This window comes from Xenorhabdus sp. IM139775 (assembly GCF_028598745.1).
Lineage (GTDB): Bacteria > Pseudomonadota > Gammaproteobacteria > Enterobacterales > Enterobacteriaceae > Xenorhabdus.
Genome location: NZ_JAQRFK010000071.1, coordinates 1 through 16,883, shown reverse-complemented (window position 1 = coordinate 16,883; position 16,883 = coordinate 1). Strand labels below are relative to the sequence as shown.

14 protein-coding genes and 1 pseudogene are annotated in these 16,883 nt (G+C 46.5%); 5 read left to right on the top strand and 10 right to left on the bottom strand.

What is annotated here, in order from left to right; all coding sequences use genetic code 11:
* The first annotated feature begins 300 nt into the window (after positions 1 to 300).
* Entirely contained in the window at positions 301 to 1,959 is a 1,659-nt protein-coding gene (gene ushA / locus PSI17_RS13700; RefSeq protein ID WP_273552502.1) for a bifunctional UDP-sugar hydrolase/5'-nucleotidase UshA, read from the top strand.
* Between the two features lie 1,071 nt (positions 1,960 to 3,030).
* Here ushA and ybaK read toward each other — a convergent pair.
* From ybaK to copA, 3 genes are all read right to left on the bottom strand, one after another.
* The gene (gene ybaK / locus PSI17_RS13695; RefSeq protein WP_273552501.1) at positions 3,031 to 3,507 is read right to left on the bottom strand and encodes a Cys-tRNA(Pro)/Cys-tRNA(Cys) deacylase YbaK; all 477 of its coding nucleotides are present in this window, start codon (positions 3,505 to 3,507) and stop codon (positions 3,031 to 3,033) included.
* Positions 3,508 to 3,547: 40 nt separating this feature from the next.
* Entirely contained in the window at positions 3,548 to 4,360 is an 813-nt protein-coding gene (locus PSI17_RS13690; protein WP_273552500.1) for a TraB/GumN family protein, read from the bottom strand.
* Positions 4,361 to 4,423: 63 nt separating this feature from the next.
* Positions 4,424 to 6,943: a copper-exporting P-type ATPase CopA gene (copA, locus tag PSI17_RS13685; protein ID WP_273552499.1), complete on the bottom strand. Its 2,520-nt coding sequence runs from the start codon at positions 6,941 to 6,943 to the stop codon at positions 4,424 to 4,426.
* A 77-nt stretch (positions 6,944 to 7,020) separates the two neighbouring features.
* Here copA and cueR point away from each other — a divergent pair, with 77 nt between their 5' ends.
* Positions 7,021 to 7,425 (top strand): Cu(I)-responsive transcriptional regulator, encoded by a 405-nt coding sequence (cueR, locus tag PSI17_RS13680; protein ID WP_273552498.1) that lies wholly within the window; start codon positions 7,021 to 7,023, stop codon positions 7,423 to 7,425.
* On the opposite strand, the gene PSI17_RS13675 is transcribed toward cueR, so the two are convergent.
* The 5 genes from PSI17_RS13675 to tesA form a co-directional block, all read right to left on the bottom strand.
* Positions 7,416 to 7,877 carry an NfeD family protein gene (locus tag PSI17_RS13675; RefSeq protein ID WP_273552497.1) on the bottom strand — a complete coding sequence of 154 codons (462 nt, stop codon included), beginning with the start codon at positions 7,875 to 7,877 and terminating at the stop codon, positions 7,416 to 7,418. The genes cueR and PSI17_RS13675 overlap by 10 nt on opposite strands.
* A gap of 2 nt (positions 7,878 to 7,879) precedes the next feature.
* Complete coding sequence (locus PSI17_RS13670; protein WP_273552496.1) at positions 7,880 to 8,809, bottom strand: SPFH domain-containing protein; 930 nt, start codon at positions 8,807 to 8,809, stop codon at positions 7,880 to 7,882.
* 47 nt (positions 8,810 to 8,856) lie between these two features.
* Positions 8,857 to 9,732 (bottom strand): co-chaperone YbbN, encoded by an 876-nt coding sequence (locus PSI17_RS13665; RefSeq protein WP_273552495.1) that lies wholly within the window; start codon positions 9,730 to 9,732, stop codon positions 8,857 to 8,859.
* A gap of 82 nt (positions 9,733 to 9,814) precedes the next feature.
* Positions 9,815 to 10,594 (bottom strand): SDR family oxidoreductase, encoded by a 780-nt coding sequence (locus PSI17_RS13660; RefSeq protein WP_273552494.1) that lies wholly within the window; start codon positions 10,592 to 10,594, stop codon positions 9,815 to 9,817.
* 171 nt (positions 10,595 to 10,765) lie between these two features.
* Positions 10,766 to 11,398, bottom strand: a complete 633-nt coding sequence (tesA, locus tag PSI17_RS13655; protein WP_273552493.1) for a multifunctional acyl-CoA thioesterase I/protease I/lysophospholipase L1 — start codon at positions 11,396 to 11,398, stop codon at positions 10,766 to 10,768.
* Here tesA and ybbA point away from each other — a divergent pair.
* Both ybbA and ybbP read left to right on the top strand, forming a co-directional pair.
* Positions 11,369 to 12,055, top strand: a complete 687-nt coding sequence (gene ybbA / locus PSI17_RS13650) for a putative ABC transporter ATP-binding protein YbbA (protein ID WP_273552492.1) — start codon at positions 11,369 to 11,371, stop codon at positions 12,053 to 12,055. The two genes, tesA and ybbA, sit on opposite strands and share 30 nt — an antisense overlap.
* Entirely contained in the window at positions 12,052 to 14,484 is a 2,433-nt protein-coding gene (gene ybbP / locus PSI17_RS13645; protein WP_273552491.1) for a putative ABC transporter permease subunit YbbP, read from the top strand. The genes ybbA and ybbP overlap by 4 nt, the downstream gene beginning before the upstream one ends.
* 76 nt (positions 14,485 to 14,560) lie before the next feature.
* On the opposite strand, the gene PSI17_RS13640 is transcribed toward ybbP, so the two are convergent.
* Positions 14,561 to 15,064 carry a hypothetical protein gene (locus PSI17_RS13640; protein ID WP_273552490.1) on the bottom strand — a complete coding sequence of 168 codons (504 nt, stop codon included), beginning with the start codon at positions 15,062 to 15,064 and terminating at the stop codon, positions 14,561 to 14,563.
* 43 nt (positions 15,065 to 15,107) lie between these two features.
* Positions 15,108 to 16,385: an MFS transporter gene (locus PSI17_RS13635; protein WP_273552489.1), complete on the bottom strand. Its 1,278-nt coding sequence runs from the start codon at positions 16,383 to 16,385 to the stop codon at positions 15,108 to 15,110.
* A gap of 128 nt (positions 16,386 to 16,513) precedes the next feature.
* On the opposite strand from PSI17_RS13635, the pseudogene PSI17_RS13630 reads away from it, so the two are divergent.
* Positions 16,514 to 16,883, top strand: a pseudogene (locus PSI17_RS13630) (riboflavin synthase); the annotation flags it as partial.

Below are 16,883 nucleotides of genomic sequence, written 5' to 3'. Positions count from 1 at the left end.
TCACTCATTTTTTTCACTCATCGTTATTGACTTACCCATGTAGTTATCAATGACATTATCAACATAGATAGTTTGTCGGAGAAAATTTTGTCGGCCTGTTGAATTTTTGTCTAATTTTCACACCATAATACATCCCAGATAATTAACAAAATTTTTATTTATCCCTATATAATTTGACCGCAACCTCAAAAAGGTAAGAGAAGGTATTATTTAATGACACAACTATATAATCCTGATCGGCAAAATGTGGCATCCCAGTCATATAACCATAGAATTTTTTAAAGAACATGGAGATACCCCATGAAATTATCGTTTAATGCGTCAATATGTGCCTTGGCTGTTTCTCTGTCATTGGCACCGTTCATTGCCAACGCTTGGGAAAAAGATAAAACCTATGACATTACAATTCTGCATACTAACGATCACCACGGTCACTTCTGGCATAACGATCATGGTGAGTATGGTTTAGCCGCCCAAAAAACAGTCGTTGACTCCATTCGTCAGGAAGTTGCTAAGAAAGGGGGGAGCGTATTGTTATTGTCGGGTGGTGACATTAACACTGGCGTGCCGGAATCTGATATGCAAGATGCTGAACCCGATTTTAAGGGCATGAATCTTGTCGGGTATGACGCAATGGCATTAGGGAACCATGAGTTTGATAAGCCTTTAAATGTACTGCACCAGCAACAAAAATGGGCAAATTTCCCATTTCTATCTGCCAACATTTATCAAACCAGTACAGGCAAGCGTTTATTTAAGCCCTATGTCATTTTTGATGAGCAAGGCGTGAAAATCGCCGTGCTCGGACTGACAACGGATGATACTGCGAAAGTCGGTAATCCCGCTAATTTTCCAGATGTTGAATTCCGCGTTCCTGCCGAAGAAGCCAAAAAAGTTATTGAAGATCTGAAAAAGAATGAAAAGCCGGATGTGATTATTGCCGCGACGCATATGGGGCACTATGACGATGGACACCATGGCTCGAATGCGCCGGGAGATGTTGAAATGGCACGCAGTTTGCCTGCGGGTTATTTGAATATGATTGTCGGTGGTCATTCACAAGATCCGGTATGTATGTCGGCGGAGAATAAAAACTATAAACAAGTCGATTATGTTCCGGGAACACCTTGTTCGCCCGATCGCCAAAATGGGACATGGATTGTGCAAGCCCATGAATGGGGAAAATATGTAGGCCGCGCTGATTTTCAATTCCGTAATGGTGAATTCAAGCTGGTGCATTATCAATTGATCCCCATTAACTTAAAGAAAAAAGTGACAAAAGAAGGCGGTAGCACGGAACGTGTTTACTATACGCACGAAATTCAGCAAAACCCTGAGGTGCTAAAACTGCTGACACCTTATCAGGACAAGGGCAGTAAGATACTTAATGTGAAAATAGGCTCGGTGGATAACAAATTAGAGGGTGATCGCAGTAAAGTACGTTTTGTTCAAACAAATATGGCACATCTTGTATTGGCTGCCCAGATGGAACGGACAAATGCCGATTTTGCCGTGATGAGCGGTGGTGGGATCCGTGACTCAATTGAAGCCGGGGATATTACTTACAAAGATGTCCTGAAAGTTCATCCCTTTGCGAACCAACTGGTTTACGTGGACTTCAAAGGCCGCGATGTTTTGCCGTATCTGACGGCTATTGCCAATATGGAACAGGATTCTGGCGCTTATGGGCAGTTCTATAATGTGAGTTTTGTGAAGGATGGCAAAAGTATCAGCGACGTAAAAATTGACGGTAAGCCATTGGACCCAAATAAAACTTATCGTATGGCGACGTTAAACTTCAACGCAATTGGAGGAGATGGTTATCCACGGGTTGATAATTTGCCGGGTTACGTTGATACAGGGTTTGTCGATGCGGAAGTATTGAAAGGATATATTGAAAAACATTCTCCACTGAAAGTGGCTGATTATGATCCGAAAGGTGAAATTTCGCATAAATAATAACGACAGATTAAATAGCGTTTCAAAATGATAGGCGTAAACCTTGTCCCGTGTGGCGCGCGGGACAAGATTGCAAGCTCTCACTATGATGAAAACCTATTTAATAGATTGTTGTTAGTTATCTGCATAAAAAGACCATCTGAAAGACAGATGGTCTTTTGTTTACTAAAGGTAAGGTGTGATATGTATAATCTAAAATAGGATGGTTGAAACTGAATAATAATCTAATGATTAAATAACATAGTAATTAATTAAGGGTTGTCTCCTTTTGTTGGTAATTTCTCAAGTCCATGTTTCATATATAATGCTACAAGCTGGGGGTGATTTTCACATTCTAATGCAATAACTCTTCCTCCAATAAATGTCTTTGAAATATTAATGATATTCTTTGCATAAAAGAAAATATCTTTAAATCTTACTGTGTTTTCACTTAATGAAAAGTTTTTAGCTATTTGGCCGATTAAGTAAACCTTTATAGTATTAGCATTTTTGCTGATACCATTAAATTTTTTTATTTTAGTTTTTGAAATGGTGAAATTATTTACTGATAACTCCTTAAAAGTTAATGAAAAATAAGCGAGAATTAAACCATTTTCATCAAGAATAAGATAAGTTCTGGTTACATCAGCTTGCTCAAATCTAATGGATTTAACATGTAGAAATGATTCTACATCGCGATTTATTGGACATGAGAAAGAAAGTAAATACTCTTTTGTTCGTTCATGACCAAAATCGGATAATATTTTCTTTAGCGTGAGAATTTTCGTCTTAATATCTCTATAGCCTCTTTCTGTTGTGCTTCAAAATCGATTTTTTCAAAGTTCTCCTTGGGCGGTCTTCTATTAGCCCTCCTAAGCATCTTAATGGCTTTGGGATCAGTGATAACAATTTGTCGGAAAAATGATGAGGTCGGCATGTTATTCCTCTTTTATTTAAATCAGTTAATTGAAATAGTAAAAAATAGGTTTTCCAGATGAGAAAAGTATATCGACATTATTGTTTATCACAAAGCCCTGTTTTAAATAAAACAGAGCCGGCTCGAAAAAAATCGGCGGGAATTGCAAGCGATTTTCAAATCTTAGCAATATCAGCAAACGAACCGTTAAGTAGCTGGCATAAGTCTGTGGGGGACAATTCAATATCCAAGCCACGCTTGCCGCCAGAAATGAAGAGGGTTGGTAAAGTTTGAGCCTGACTATCAATCACGGTGGGTAGCCGTTTTTTTTGTCCGAGCGGGCTAATGCCCCCGACTAAATAACCTGTTACCTTTTGTGCCAGTTGAGGATCGGCCATTTCTGCTTTCTTGGCCTTAAAAACTTTGGCGACCTTTTTCAAATCGAGTTGCCCGGCAACAGGGGTAACAGCGACAGCAAGGTTTTTAGCATCGCCATTTAATGCAACCAACAGCGTCTTAAAAACTTGGCTGGCATCTAAACCCAGCTTTTTAACGACTTCATCACCGAAATTATGCACATTAACATCATGATCATAAGGGTGCAGTGTGAAATTAATTTTTTGTTTTTCCAGTAAAACAATCGCGGGCGTCATATTTTTTCCTGTCACGATGAATATGTTGTTATGAGGGGTATTATGCGTGTCGTTCTGCCAACATCTGGCGCAAATTGTTCTCGCCGTGAAGATGTAAGGCACCGACAGCAACCAAATATTTTCCTGCTGGCAAATTATCTAATTGCTCACTCCACTGGCGGTTGCGCTTTGTCATTAAGGTTTGATAAATCTCTTCGCAGAAAGTCATCGGCAGCACCTGATCTGGTTTCTCAGGTTTGTAATTCATCCACCAGCTAATCATCGTCTGTAAAGCGCGGGCATTGGCATGCCAATGGGTGATGGTATCTTCCAACAAAGCAAGCCCGCCATTTGGCAGGTTGATGAGAAGGTTGACTTGTGCGTCAGTGCCTTCCAATTCAATGACGGGTTTATTAATGGCTTTTGCACTGTTGAGTAATTGGCAATCGATACCATATTGAGGATGTAATCCCAAATACTGGGCTTGGGCAGCCTGTAATATCAATGCAATTTGCCACGATGGTAATGAATTCAACAGGGTGGCCGGATGTTGAATTTCCCGGCAATAATGCTGTAAACAGTCAAAATGTTCGGGCGATAAACGTTGTGACAGCGCGATCGGTTCAGGAAACGCTTCCTTGACAGGGGCATGGACCTGAGTGATATCGGCCTCGACGATAAGCGCATCCGCTTGTTCCAGTTGTTCCAGCAAGATTTCAGAAAGTGGGTACATGTTTCTTGTACCCATATGAATACTGCCAACAATGTGTAATTGTTTGTTTTTATTTAAATGAATGTCGAAAGCAGGATAGGGGTAATGCCGCTGGGAATGGCGTCCCAATAGGTTGCTGAAATATGACATTAATTTTCCCATCTTGCCGACTCCAATCGTTGGCATCCTGAAGTACGACGAGTATATAATTTTCCTGATGTGATGTCAGGATTTAGGCTTGAAACGCAATAAACGGTTGGCATTACTGACGACCGTCATTGAAGACAATGCCATGGCGGCACCTGCAACCACTGGGTTTAATAGCGTCCCGGTGAAAGGGTATAAAATACCGGCTGCAATTGGGATGCCCAAGGTATTGTAGACAAATGCCCCCAATAAGTTTTGTTTCATATTGCGTAATGTGCCTCGCGATAGTTCAACGGCATCAGCCACGCCATGCAGGCTGTGGCGCATAAGGGTTACGGTTGCGGTTTCTATGGCGATATCACTGCCGCCTCCCATTGCGATACCCACATCCGCTTGCGCCAATGCCGGCGCATCATTAATGCCATCCCCCACCATCGCGACTTTCCTGCCTTCAGATTGAAGAGATTGAATGGCGGCGGCTTTGCCATCCGGTAAGACACCAGCAATGACTTGATCGATACCTGCTTCTTTAGCAATCGCGTTCGCAGTGCTGGGGTTGTCCCCGGTCAACATGACCAGACGATAGCCTTGGTGATGTAAGCGTTGCAGGGCAGCCACGGTATCTTGGCGCAAAGGATCGCGAATGGAAAACAGGGCCGCGATTTTCCCGTTGGCTGACAGGATAACGGGAGTGATGCCTTTTTCTGCCTGTGACGCAACCAATGGCTTTAATTCTGCTGTCTCAACCTGATGCTGCTCAAGTAATTTTTGATTACCCAATAACAGCGTGGTGTCGCCCATTTCGCCCTTAATACCCAGACCAGCGAGGGTGCGGAAGGTTTGTATTTCAGGTAATGCTTGCCCTTTAACTTTCATCAAGATGGCTTTTGCCAGAGGATGATTTGAACCCTTTTCCAATGCGGCAGCCCATATTAATACCTGCTCTTCGGTGAAACCATTAAAGGTATGGATATCTGTCACCTGCGGCATGCCTTCCGTTAAGGTGCCGGTTTTATCGAAGACAATCGTATCCAGTTGGCTGGCATGTTGCAGGGCATCGGCATCACGCACCAAGACACCCAATTCAGCGGCTCGCCCAACGCCTGAGATGATGGACATGGGCGTTGCCAGCCCAAGGGCACAAGGACAGGCGATAATCAAGACGGTGGTCATGATAACCAGTGCATACATGATTTGTGGGGCGGGGCCGACAAAATACCAAATGGCTCCCGCAATGAGGGCGACAGCAACGACAACAGGCACGAATATCGAGGATATTTTGTCGGCCAATTGGCCGATTTGCGGTTTACTGCTCTGTGCCTGACGCACTAATTTGATGATGCGTGCCAATGTCGTCTGGCTGCCAACTGCATTAGCTTTAAACTGTACCGTGCCATCTTGCACCACCGTGCCGGCATGGATGGTATTGCCGGTTGATTTCTGCTGGGGAATGGGTTCACCGGTCAGCATGGCCTCATCCAGCCAAACGGTGCCCTGAATAATTTCACCATCAACCGGAACACGATCACCGGTTGTCAGGCGCAATATCATATTGGGCATAACATCGGCCAGTGGCACAGTTTTTTCGCCAGCGGGAGTCACCACCCGCGCGGTTGGCGGCGTTAAATCCAATAATCGCTCAAGCGCTTTGGAAGAGCGTTGACGGGCACGTTGTTCCAACGCATGGCCGAGATTGACCAAGCCGATGATCATCGCACTGGCTTCATAATAAAGATGGCGGGCCTGGGGAGGAAAAACGTCTGGCCATAAATTGACGCTGATTGAATAGAGCCACGCCACGCCGGTTCCCAGCGCGACGAGGGTATCCATTGTTGCACTGCCATTTTTTAGGCTTTGCCACGCATTGCGATAAAAATGCCCGCCGGCAAATATCATGACAACCAGTGTCATCAAACCTATCGTTAGCCAAATAGCGTGGTTTGCCGGGGTCAGTATCATATTGTCGCCTATCATCCCCCACACCATCACAGGCCCCCCGACCACTAAGGCAAGGGCGGATTGCCAGCGAAAGCGGCGCATATTCGCTTGTGCGACTTGTTGTTGGCGCTCACGGCGTTCTGTTTCATCCTGAATCACTTCCGCCCCATAACCTGCCTTGATCACGGCGTCAACCAAGGCGTTTGGTGAGGCATGACCGGTGATTAATGCGCTTCTTTCTGCCAGATTGACTCTGGCATGTTCCACGCCATCAACGGATTGCAGCGCTTTTTGCACCTTGCTGACACAGCTTGCACAGCTCATGCCATCCAGCAAAAGCTGGATATTGTCACTAAAAGGCGCGGTTTCTACCGGAGTTGAAGAGGTTGCCGCTGCCAAAGACTCCGGAGTCTGTGAAACATGTGTTGCCAGCGGCTCAGTTTTTGGGAAATCGGCTTCTGTTGCTAATTCAGCGTGATATCCGGCTTGTTCGACGGCATCAATTAATTCATCCGATGAAACTTGGCTGATAACTTTGGCATAATTGAGATTCACATCCGTCAGTTCAACGCCGGGTATGTTTTCCAGCGCTTTTTTGACCCGGCCGACACAATGCATACAAGTGAGGCCTTGAAGTGCAAGAATGGTGGTTGTGGACATAACACTATCTCCTGATACAGAGTGATATACTTCATTAAGGCTAAACCTTCCTGCAAGGGGAAGGTCAAGGGGAAATTATGAATATCAGCGAAATTGCCCGTAAGGCTGGTTTAACCAGCAAAGCGATTCGGTTTTATGAAGAAAAACAACTGATTACTGTGCCGGGGCGGGGAGATAATGGTTACCGTTATTACCAGCAACAGCACCTTGATGAACTGATACTCTTGCGTCAGGCGAAAGAAGTCGGATTTACATTGGAGGAATGTCGGGAATTGTTGCGATTATTTCGTAATCCCGGCCGTCACAGTGCTGATGTAAAAACAGCGACCCTGCAAAAAGTGGCGGAAATAGAAAAGACCCTGTTGGAATTGCAAAAGATCAAGGAAAAATTACTGGCATTGGTGGCTGAATGTCCGGGCGATGATGGGGCTGATTGCCCCATCATTGAGCATTTATCGGGTTGCTGCAAGCATCACGGTTGATGGGGAGCCGGCCTCACCTTCAATGTGATCCCGTCAACGGCAATCACCTCAACTTCGGTATTGGCTGGCAGCTCTCGGTCACAATGAACGCGCCAGCTACCGTCGGCCAGTTTAACCCGCCCAAAACCGTTTTCGGTACCCGCGATCAAACGGGTACGCAATCCAACTAATTGGTGATTTTTCTGATTGAGCGTCTTATCACTTGCCTGGCGTGGGCGATGGCGCAACCAGTGACGCCATGCCATGACAGAAAGCAAGGTCAGGACAGCAAACAGAATACCTTGCAGTTCCCAGCCCATATGGGGGAAAACCCATGCGATCAGGGCAACAACGACGGCTGCGGTTCCTGTCCACAACAGATAGCCACCCGTTCCCAGCAATTCCGCAATCAGAAGCAGGCCACCAAAACAGAGCCAGAACCAGGCTGGCTGCACGGCGATCTGTTCAATCATGATTATTTATCCTGTTTGCTCTTCTTACTTTCGCCAATTAATTCAGCAATACCCCCAATGGCGCCCATTAAATTACTGGCTTCCAGTGGCATCATAATCACTTTGCTGTTATTTGAGGCACCAATATTGGTGAGGGCATCGGTATATTTCTGGGCAACGAAGTAGTTAATCGCCTGCATATCGCCATCAGCAATCGCATCAGACACCATTTTAGTGGCACGCGCTTCTGCTTCTGCGGCACGTTCGCGGGCTTCCGCTTGCAGGAAGGCTGATTGCCGCTCACCTTCCGCTTTCAGGATTTGCGACTGTTTCTCTCCTTCTGCTTTCAAAATGGCAGCCTGACGGATACCTTCTGCCTCAAGAATATCTGCCCGTTTGGTACGCTCTGCTTTCATCTGAGCGTTCATCGCGGAGATCAGCTCTTTGGGTGGCCGCACATCGCGGATCTCAATCCGCGTGATCTTGACGCCCCACGGGTTAGTGGCTTCATCGACGATGGTCAGCAACCGACTGTTGATGGAATCGCGCTGGGACAGCATTTCGTCCAGCTCCATTGAACCCAGTACCGTACGGAAGTTGGTCATGGTCAGGTTGATAATCGACAGTTCCAGATTACTGACTTCATAGGCTGCCCGCACGGGATCGACAACCTGAATAAAGCAGACGGCATCAATGGTGACATTGGCGTTATCGCGAGAAATGACTTCCTGCGATGGAATATCCAGAACCTGCTCCATCATATTGATTTTACGGCCGATGCGATCAACAAACGGCATGATGATATGCAGGCCCGGCGTTAATGTACGGGTATAGCGCCCAAAGCGCTCAACCGTCCATTGATAACCTTGTGGAATGGTCTTTACACAAGTAAAGACAATAACTACCGCAATAACGATTAAAATCGGGACAGCACCAAAAGAGAGTAAATCCATAACAATTCCCTTATCCAGTTAATGGTGGAATAGATAAATCTTTTTACTTAATAGAGTAAAGAGTATACATGACGACGATATTTAGATGCCAGCGCATCGCCAGTGCCCAGTGCAGAGAGGATATCCATCAGCGTCTTTTTCACCGCGCCATCGGCAGCAGAAAGATCCTGTTTCAGAAAGCTGAGTAACAATTCCAGCGCTTCTTCATGACGGCCAACTTCGTGTAATTTCGCCGCCAGTTGCACGGCTAATTCTGCATTTTCTGGCTGAGTTGCCAACGCTTGTTGCAGTTGTCGAATCTCAGGTGAATCAGCCGCTTCTTTCAGGGACTGAAGATGTTCAAGTAACATATGATAGCGTTCATCCTGTTCTTCCAATGGGATGGTATCCAGTATTTTTTGAGCGTCTTCAAGATGATTGAGTGAAAGGTTCACTTGGACTAACAATAAGGTGATATCGGTATCTTGGGGGTTTTCTTGATGGACTTCTTTCAGTAGCAACAAGGCTTCCTGATTTTTGCCCTCGGCGAGGAGTTCGTCAACGTGATCTAACGGTGATTTTTCCTCTTGGGGCAGCAGGGTGGAAAAAATTTTCCTGATGGCGTCATCTGTCTGGATACCTTCAAAACCTTGCACCGGACGGGCTTCTTTGACAAACAATACGGTCGGAAAACTGCGTACACCAAATTGTGCCGCAAGGGGGAGAAGTTGGTCACAATTGACTTTAGCCAGAGTAAACTGCCCGGCATATTCATGGGCTATTTTATCCAGCGTCGTTTCTAGTTCATGACAATGCAGGTCTTGTGGCGACCAAAAATAGAATACGACAAGCTGGGAGAGTGAGTGCTGGACAACTTGAGCAATATTTGATTCATTAATGTTAATGATATAGGCAGTATCGTTGGTATTCACTGTTGGCTGCATGGGATTTCTCTCTGGTCGTTGTAAGGTGAATGGTAAGGTGTTTACATGAATAAATAAGACTTGTTTATCCGTTTTTCAATGTCTATTCGCTTTGTCGGCATACGATCCTATCAAGCCATCTTTCAGGAAGCAGGCGGCGCATCACTTTTACTGCATGCGTTAATAAAGTCACGGAATAACGTAATTTCGGTTTGGGATTTTCCAACGCATGAATCAGTTTAGAGACAACATCCTCAGGCATCAACGTGAAGCGGCGTGCAAGACTTGGATTCTCGACCGGATGATCCTGCTGGGTTTGACTGACATTCTGGGTAAAACGGGTATGGATTGGGCCGGGTTCTATCAGGCTGACTTTGATGTCTGTCTTTGCCAATTCGCCGCGCAAGGCATCTGACCATGCTTCAAGGGCATATTTACTGGCAGCGTATGCGCCACGGCCCGGTGTTGAGATCAATCCCATCACCGAACTGGTCTGGACAATCCGCCCGGCCCCATAAGCGCGTAGCGCCGGCAAGAGCAGGCACGTCAGTTGATGAGTGCCAAAGAGATTGGTGGAAAACTGTTTTTCCATCTGTTCACGGGAAATGCCCTCCAATGGGCCGTATACCCCAAATCCGCCATTATTGAACAGCCCGAACAAACGGCCGTGGGTTAATTCAATCACTCTTTTGGCGGCGTGTTCAACGCTTGCTTTATCATCTAAATCCAATTCGATGGGTTCGAACCCCAACTCACGCATATGTGCCAAATCAGCGGGCTTGCGGCAAGCGGCAAGTACGCGATATCCACGTTGTCGGAGTGTTTTGGCTGCGGCTAAACCGATCCCGCTAGAACAGCCCGTAATAAAAATCGATTTCTGCATAACTTTATCTGTTCACCTGCATCTGTTCACCTACATTGAAGAGTGTTTCAAAATGATAGGGATAAACCTTGTCCCGCGCAATGTACGGGGGCAAGGTTGCAAACTCTTACTATGATGAAAACCTGTTTAATTTATAGAAATAAATTATTTACTATTGAGAAATAGGTTTACTTAAGGCACGTTGATATATCCCGCCAACGTGTTGGACATCCAATCAGCAATAAAGGGTTGTGCCGCTTGATTAGGGTGAAGACCATCATCCTGCATCCACTCGGATTTGATAGCAACGTGCTCCATGAAAAATGGCAGCAGGGGAATTTGGTTACGTTCAGCAAGTGCGGGATAAATTTTGGCAAAGGATTCGGTATATCGCTTTCCATAATTAGGTGAAATTTGGATTTGCATTAATAACGGTTGGGCGCCGGCTTGTTTGATCAAAGTAATGCCCTGTTGCAAATCTTGTTCTATGTTTTGAATGGGAAAACCACGCAGTCCATCATTTGCCCCAAGCTCTACCAGAACCCATTTTGGATTGTGCTGTTTTAATAATTCAGGCAAACGTTCAAGGCCTTGTGCGGCGGTATTGCCACTGATACTGCCGTTCACAATCACGGTTTTTTTGCCGGTTTGTTGCCACTGTTTTGCCATCAGCGCAGGCCATGACTGCTCAACCGGCAAACGGTATCCGGCACTGAGGCTATCGCCCAATATCAGCAGGGTATCCGCTGCCGCTGCTCTTGCACTGCATAGCACCAATAATAAAAGGAACAATACATGGCTGTAGAAAGTATTCTTGAAGTTCATCATCTCACTAAACATGTCGGTCAAGGGGAACAGGTAATTAATATATTGCAAGGTATTGAGTTGGTTGTCGAGCCAGCCGAGACAATTGCATTAATTGGCGAATCAGGATCAGGTAAATCAACGTTGCTGGGCATTATTGCCGGATTGGATGATGGCAGTGAAGGGGAAGTTCACCTGTTGGGGCAGAATATCAGCCGCATGAATGAAGAGCAGCGGGCGCAGTTAAGGGCGGAAAATGTGGGTTTTGTTTTTCAGTCATTTATGCTGATCCCCACCTTGAATGCCTTGGAGAATGTCCAGCTTCCGGCACTATTGCGGGGGGAATCGGAAAACCAAAGCCGTGCACAAGCCATTGAGTTACTCGAACAGTTAGGATTGGGAAAACGCGTAAAACATATGCCGGCCCAGCTTTCGGGCGGAGAACAGCAGCGGGCGGCTTTGGCACGGGCATTCTGTACCCGTCCCAAAATCCTGTTTGCCGATGAGCCAACAGGTAACCTTGATCGCCAGACGGGGGATCGCATTGCTGACTTGCTGTTTTCCCTTAATCAAGATTACGCGACCACGTTGATTTTGGTGACCCACGATAGTCAACTCGCTGCGCGTTGTCAGCGTCGTTTACGTCTGGTGGATGGAAAATTGCGGGAGGAAGCATGATTTGGCGCTGGTTTTGGCGTGAATGGCGTACACCCTCTCTCCTGATTGTTTGGTTATCCCTGACATTAGCGGTGGCTTGTGTGCTGGCACTGGGGCGTATCAGTGATCGTATTGATCAAAGTGTACATTATCAAAGCCGTGATTTTCTGGCGGGTGATCTGGTCTTAAGGGCTTCATATCCCGTTGATGAAACTTGGCTGCAAAGGGCACAAGCGCGGGGATTGACCCTGAGTCGCCAGATTGCATTTTCGACCATGACGTATGCAGGGGATATTCCGCAACTGGCTCAGGTAAAAGCCGCCGATGAGCGTTATCCCCTGTACGGAGAACTGGAAACCGATCCGCGCGGGTTAAAACCCGAAAAAGGGGCTGTGCTGGTGGCTCCGCGATTGCTGACACTGTTGGGCGTTAAGGTTGGGGATAATATTGATGTGGGCGATACCACATTGAAAATCAGCGGGGAATTGCTGCAAGAGCCGGACAGTGGTTTCAGTCCGTTCCAGATTTCGCCCCGCATTTTAATCAATATTGCTGATGCTCAGGCCACTGGCGCAATTCAACCCGGCAGCCGCTTGACTTACCGTTATATGTTCGCGGGATCGCCAGAAGCCATTCAATCATTCCGGCAATTTGTTGAGCCGCAACTCAAAGCAGATCAACGCTGGCTGACATTGAAACAGGATAATAGCGTGATGGCGCAATCCATTGAGCGTGCGCAGCAATTTTTACTGTTGTCAGCCTTGTTGACATTACTGCTTGCTGTCGCTGCGATGGCCGTTTCCATGGCGCATTACTGCCGCAGCCGGCATAACTTGATTGCTATCCTGAAAACATTGGGAGCCGGGCGTTGGGCGTTGCGTCAATGGATTATTGGGCAATGGTTGGTCATATTGCTTGCCGCCATCGTGGTCGGTGCCATGTTAGGTTTGGTTTTTGAATCTGCATTGATTCGAATTCTGGCGGGCATGTTGCCGAAAATGTTACCGGCTGCGGGAATGTGGCCGTGGGTATGGGCGATAGGTGCCCTGTTTGGCATTACCGTGCTGGTAGGGGTTCGCCCTTATCGTCAACTGATGGCTACCCAACCTTCGCGGGTATTGAGAAGTGATGTCACGGCGTCCATCTGGCCATTGCGTTACTATTTGCCTGTGGTGGCTTTAATCATAACGGGAGGATTGGTATTACTGGCCGGAACTCAGCCTTTGTTATGGTCATTGTTGGCGGGCGTGCCGATTGTCGCGTTGTTTTTAGCCCTATTGGGATGGGGCGGATTATGGTTGCTGCGCCGAGTGACATTCCGTCAGTTAAGCCTGCGTCTGGCGGTCAATCGGTTACTGTGCCGGCCGTTTCAGACCATGACCCAACTGGCGGCATTTTCCCTGTCATTCATGTTGCTGGCTTTGCTGATGATGGCAAGGGGGGATTTATTGAGTCGATGGCAGCAGCAATTACCGCCGGACAGTCCCAATTATTTCCTGATTAACATCACTCAACCGCAGATTGCCCAAGTCAGTGATTTATTGGCTAACTATCAGGTGAAACCTACCGATTTTTACCCGGTGGTGTTGGCACGTTTGACGGAGGTGAACGGGCAATCTGCGATTGCATGGGCAGATGAAAAACACCCGAACAGTACGACCGTGCGCCGTGAATTGAACTTAACATGGAAAACAGAACTACCGCCGTTTAATACCCTGATTGCAGGAAGCTGGCCACCAAAGCCGAACGAAGTTTCCATGGAACAAAGTGTCGCTGAACGGCTGCAAATTCATTTGGGAGACAGGCTTACCTTTACCGGAGATACCCGCACATTTCATGCCACGGTAAGCAGTATTCGTCAGGTCGATTGGGAAAGTATCAATCCGAACTTTATTTTTATTCTCGCCAAAGAGACATTGGAAAACCAGCCCAGAATGTGGTTAACCAGCTTTCACTACGAAGGCGATGGACGGTTGCTGACAGAAATTAACCGTCATTTCCCGACCATCAGCATGCTGGATATTGGTTCGATCCTCAAACAAGCACAAGGCATCTTACAGCAAGTGAGCAAGGCATTGGAAATTATGGTTGTTTTGGTGATGGTGTGTGGCGGACTACTGTTATTGGCACAAATTCAAGTCGGCATGAGCCAACGGCAACTTGAGTTGGTGGTATACCGCACATTAGGCGCGAGTAAAAAACTTTTGCGTCGCACATTATGGAGTGAATTTGCCCTGCTTGGTTTTATGGCGGGTTTGGCGGCGGCATGGGGGGCAGAAATCGCCCTTTGGTTGTTACAGACTCAGGTCTTTGATTTTCCGTGGCAACCACAATGGCAAATGTGGTTTTTGCTGCCTATTATCAGCAGCTTACTGCTTTCCTTATGTGGTGGCTGGTTAGGGATCAGGTTATTGCGGGGGCAAGGGCAATATCGGCGTTTGCCGGAGTAGTTTCCCGCTTGTTTTGAGAAGCTGGATAAACCTCGTTTAAGATAACGAGGTTTATCCGCGATCGGGTTGGATATTATCAGGCAAATTCTTCTCTCAATCTGGGCAGGATCTGATCCCCAAAAACCGTTAACCCTTGTATATAATCGGGGAAAATCAACATCACACCATCCAATTCACAAGTCCGTATTAAATCAGCCAGTTGCTTATAACAGGTGGCTGGTGTACCAATGACGGTATGGGTCATAAAGGCGTTTTGGGCGCGGGCGACCATCACATTGTTTTTGTCATCCACGTTTTTGTCATCCAGATGAACGCCGAAACTGCGCATCATATTTTTGACGGCCTCCACATCCAAACCTTGACGGTAGAACTGGGCAAGGGTTTCAGCATAAGCATCGGTTTCAGTGCCAAATCCGCGCCATTTCCCCATGGACATAATGAAATCAAGGCCAATGTGATCGGCCAAAATGGCAGTCTCACGGTTTTGTTTATAAGATCCATCCAAGGGCGGCGTGTTCTTGGAGATAATCCACCCACCTTTAGCGATAGGCAGAAATACACCGAATTCTTTCTTTGACATCACTATTTCCTTGTTTGTAAGTTGTTTTAGTTCATTTTTCACCCTATTTGGTCAGTGGGGTATTTTCAACCGTCTGTTTTCTCATTTTATGAGTCGGTGGTTTCATCATTAATGTTACAACAAGAACAAGTGATACAGGGATAGCAATAATCAGGAACGCAGAGGTGAAACTGCCTGAATAATCCTTGATGGCACCGGCAAAAAAAGGTGCCAGACAAGCCAGAGTGGATATCAGGTTCATGACTGAAAACAGTTCCAGATAAGGTTTACGGCCAAAATAGTTAGCCAGCAAGACACTGGAGGCGAGGAAAGTCATGCCATATCCCATCCCGACACATACGGTAAACGCAATCAGGAACGGCCACGACGAGGCGATACCCAGTGCAATCAAGCCAAGAATAATAACGGTCAGGCTGATAATCAGTAATTTCTTCGGATCGACCCATTCCCCCACTGCGCCACCGGCCAATCGGGAAAACGCATTGATAAAGGCCATGATACTCAGTAACCCTGCGGCGATGGCTTCGCTGAAACCGTTCTCGATAATATGGGCAACCGCAAAACTATTGACCGTAATGCCACACCATAAAAATGCGGTGTAAGTTGCGGCAATCACATAGAACTGCCATGTCCGCAGTGCTTGATGTGCGGTCCAGCGTTGTCGGGTGCGATAAATGCTGGGCGTATCCTGATGGTTATGTTCCTGATTGACGGCTTTGGCGTGGGCGACTTCCCGTTTTCCCTCCTGTAGGATCATGATCGTCAGGATAACGAAAATGGAGAGAATAATGGCAGAAATCATCCAGTGCATCCGCCATGTGCCCCAAACACGGGTTGCCAGAAAGTAAATCCACGGGCCAATGACACCGCCCAACCCGCCGATCGTAAAGTAGAAACCAAAAGCAAGGGATTGCTTTTCATATAGCCGTGAAATCACATAAGTGCCGGGTACTGTCGCCAGAAAAGTAAAACCGATACCCATTAAGGCCGTACCCATAAAATAGGATGAAATCGCGTAGGTATGATAAAGATGGTAGAAACCCGCCAGAAAAATCAGCAGGCCGGTAAACAGGGTGAAACGGACGCCAACTTTGCGAATAAACAGTGTTGGCAAAAAACTGGATAGCCCGCAAGTCAGGCCAAGCAGTGTGAACCCTAAACCGGCACTTGTCCAACTCCATCCCAGTTCATTAATCATACTGGGCAGGACAACACCCAATGACGTAAAGGTTGTTGCTGTGGACAGAAAATAGACCATGCCTAAAAGTATCAGCAAAAACCACCGATAAGTACGGCCAAATTTGTCGTGTTGAGTGGACATTGTGACTCCATCAAGGATATAACCTGTTAAAAACGGGGTTATTTTATGTGATTATTAGAAAAAGCTGTATCGAATAAACGGCTTATCGCTAAACACCAAACATTTACATCATCGAGGAGAGGGTAATCATGTATACCGGTATTGTACAAGGTAAAGAAAATGTCTTATCACTGAATCAAAATAACGGCTTTAGCACACTGATTATCAGCAATCATCATCATTTTTTTGATGATGTGGCCATCGGTGCCAGTGTCGCCATTGATGGTACTTGCCTGACGGTGACCCAATTCAGCGGCGATGGCGTCTCTTCTGATATTTCAGGCTTTACGGCGGACACCACCACGTTAAAGTTTCTCGCCATTGGGGATGAAGTCAATATTGAACGCTCACACCAGATGCACAAAGAAAATGGCGGGCATAGTCTTTACGGGCATGTAGAGGGTATGGCAGAAGTGGTCGAGTATACTGCCACGGGTGAAACCTATCGCTTAGTGATCC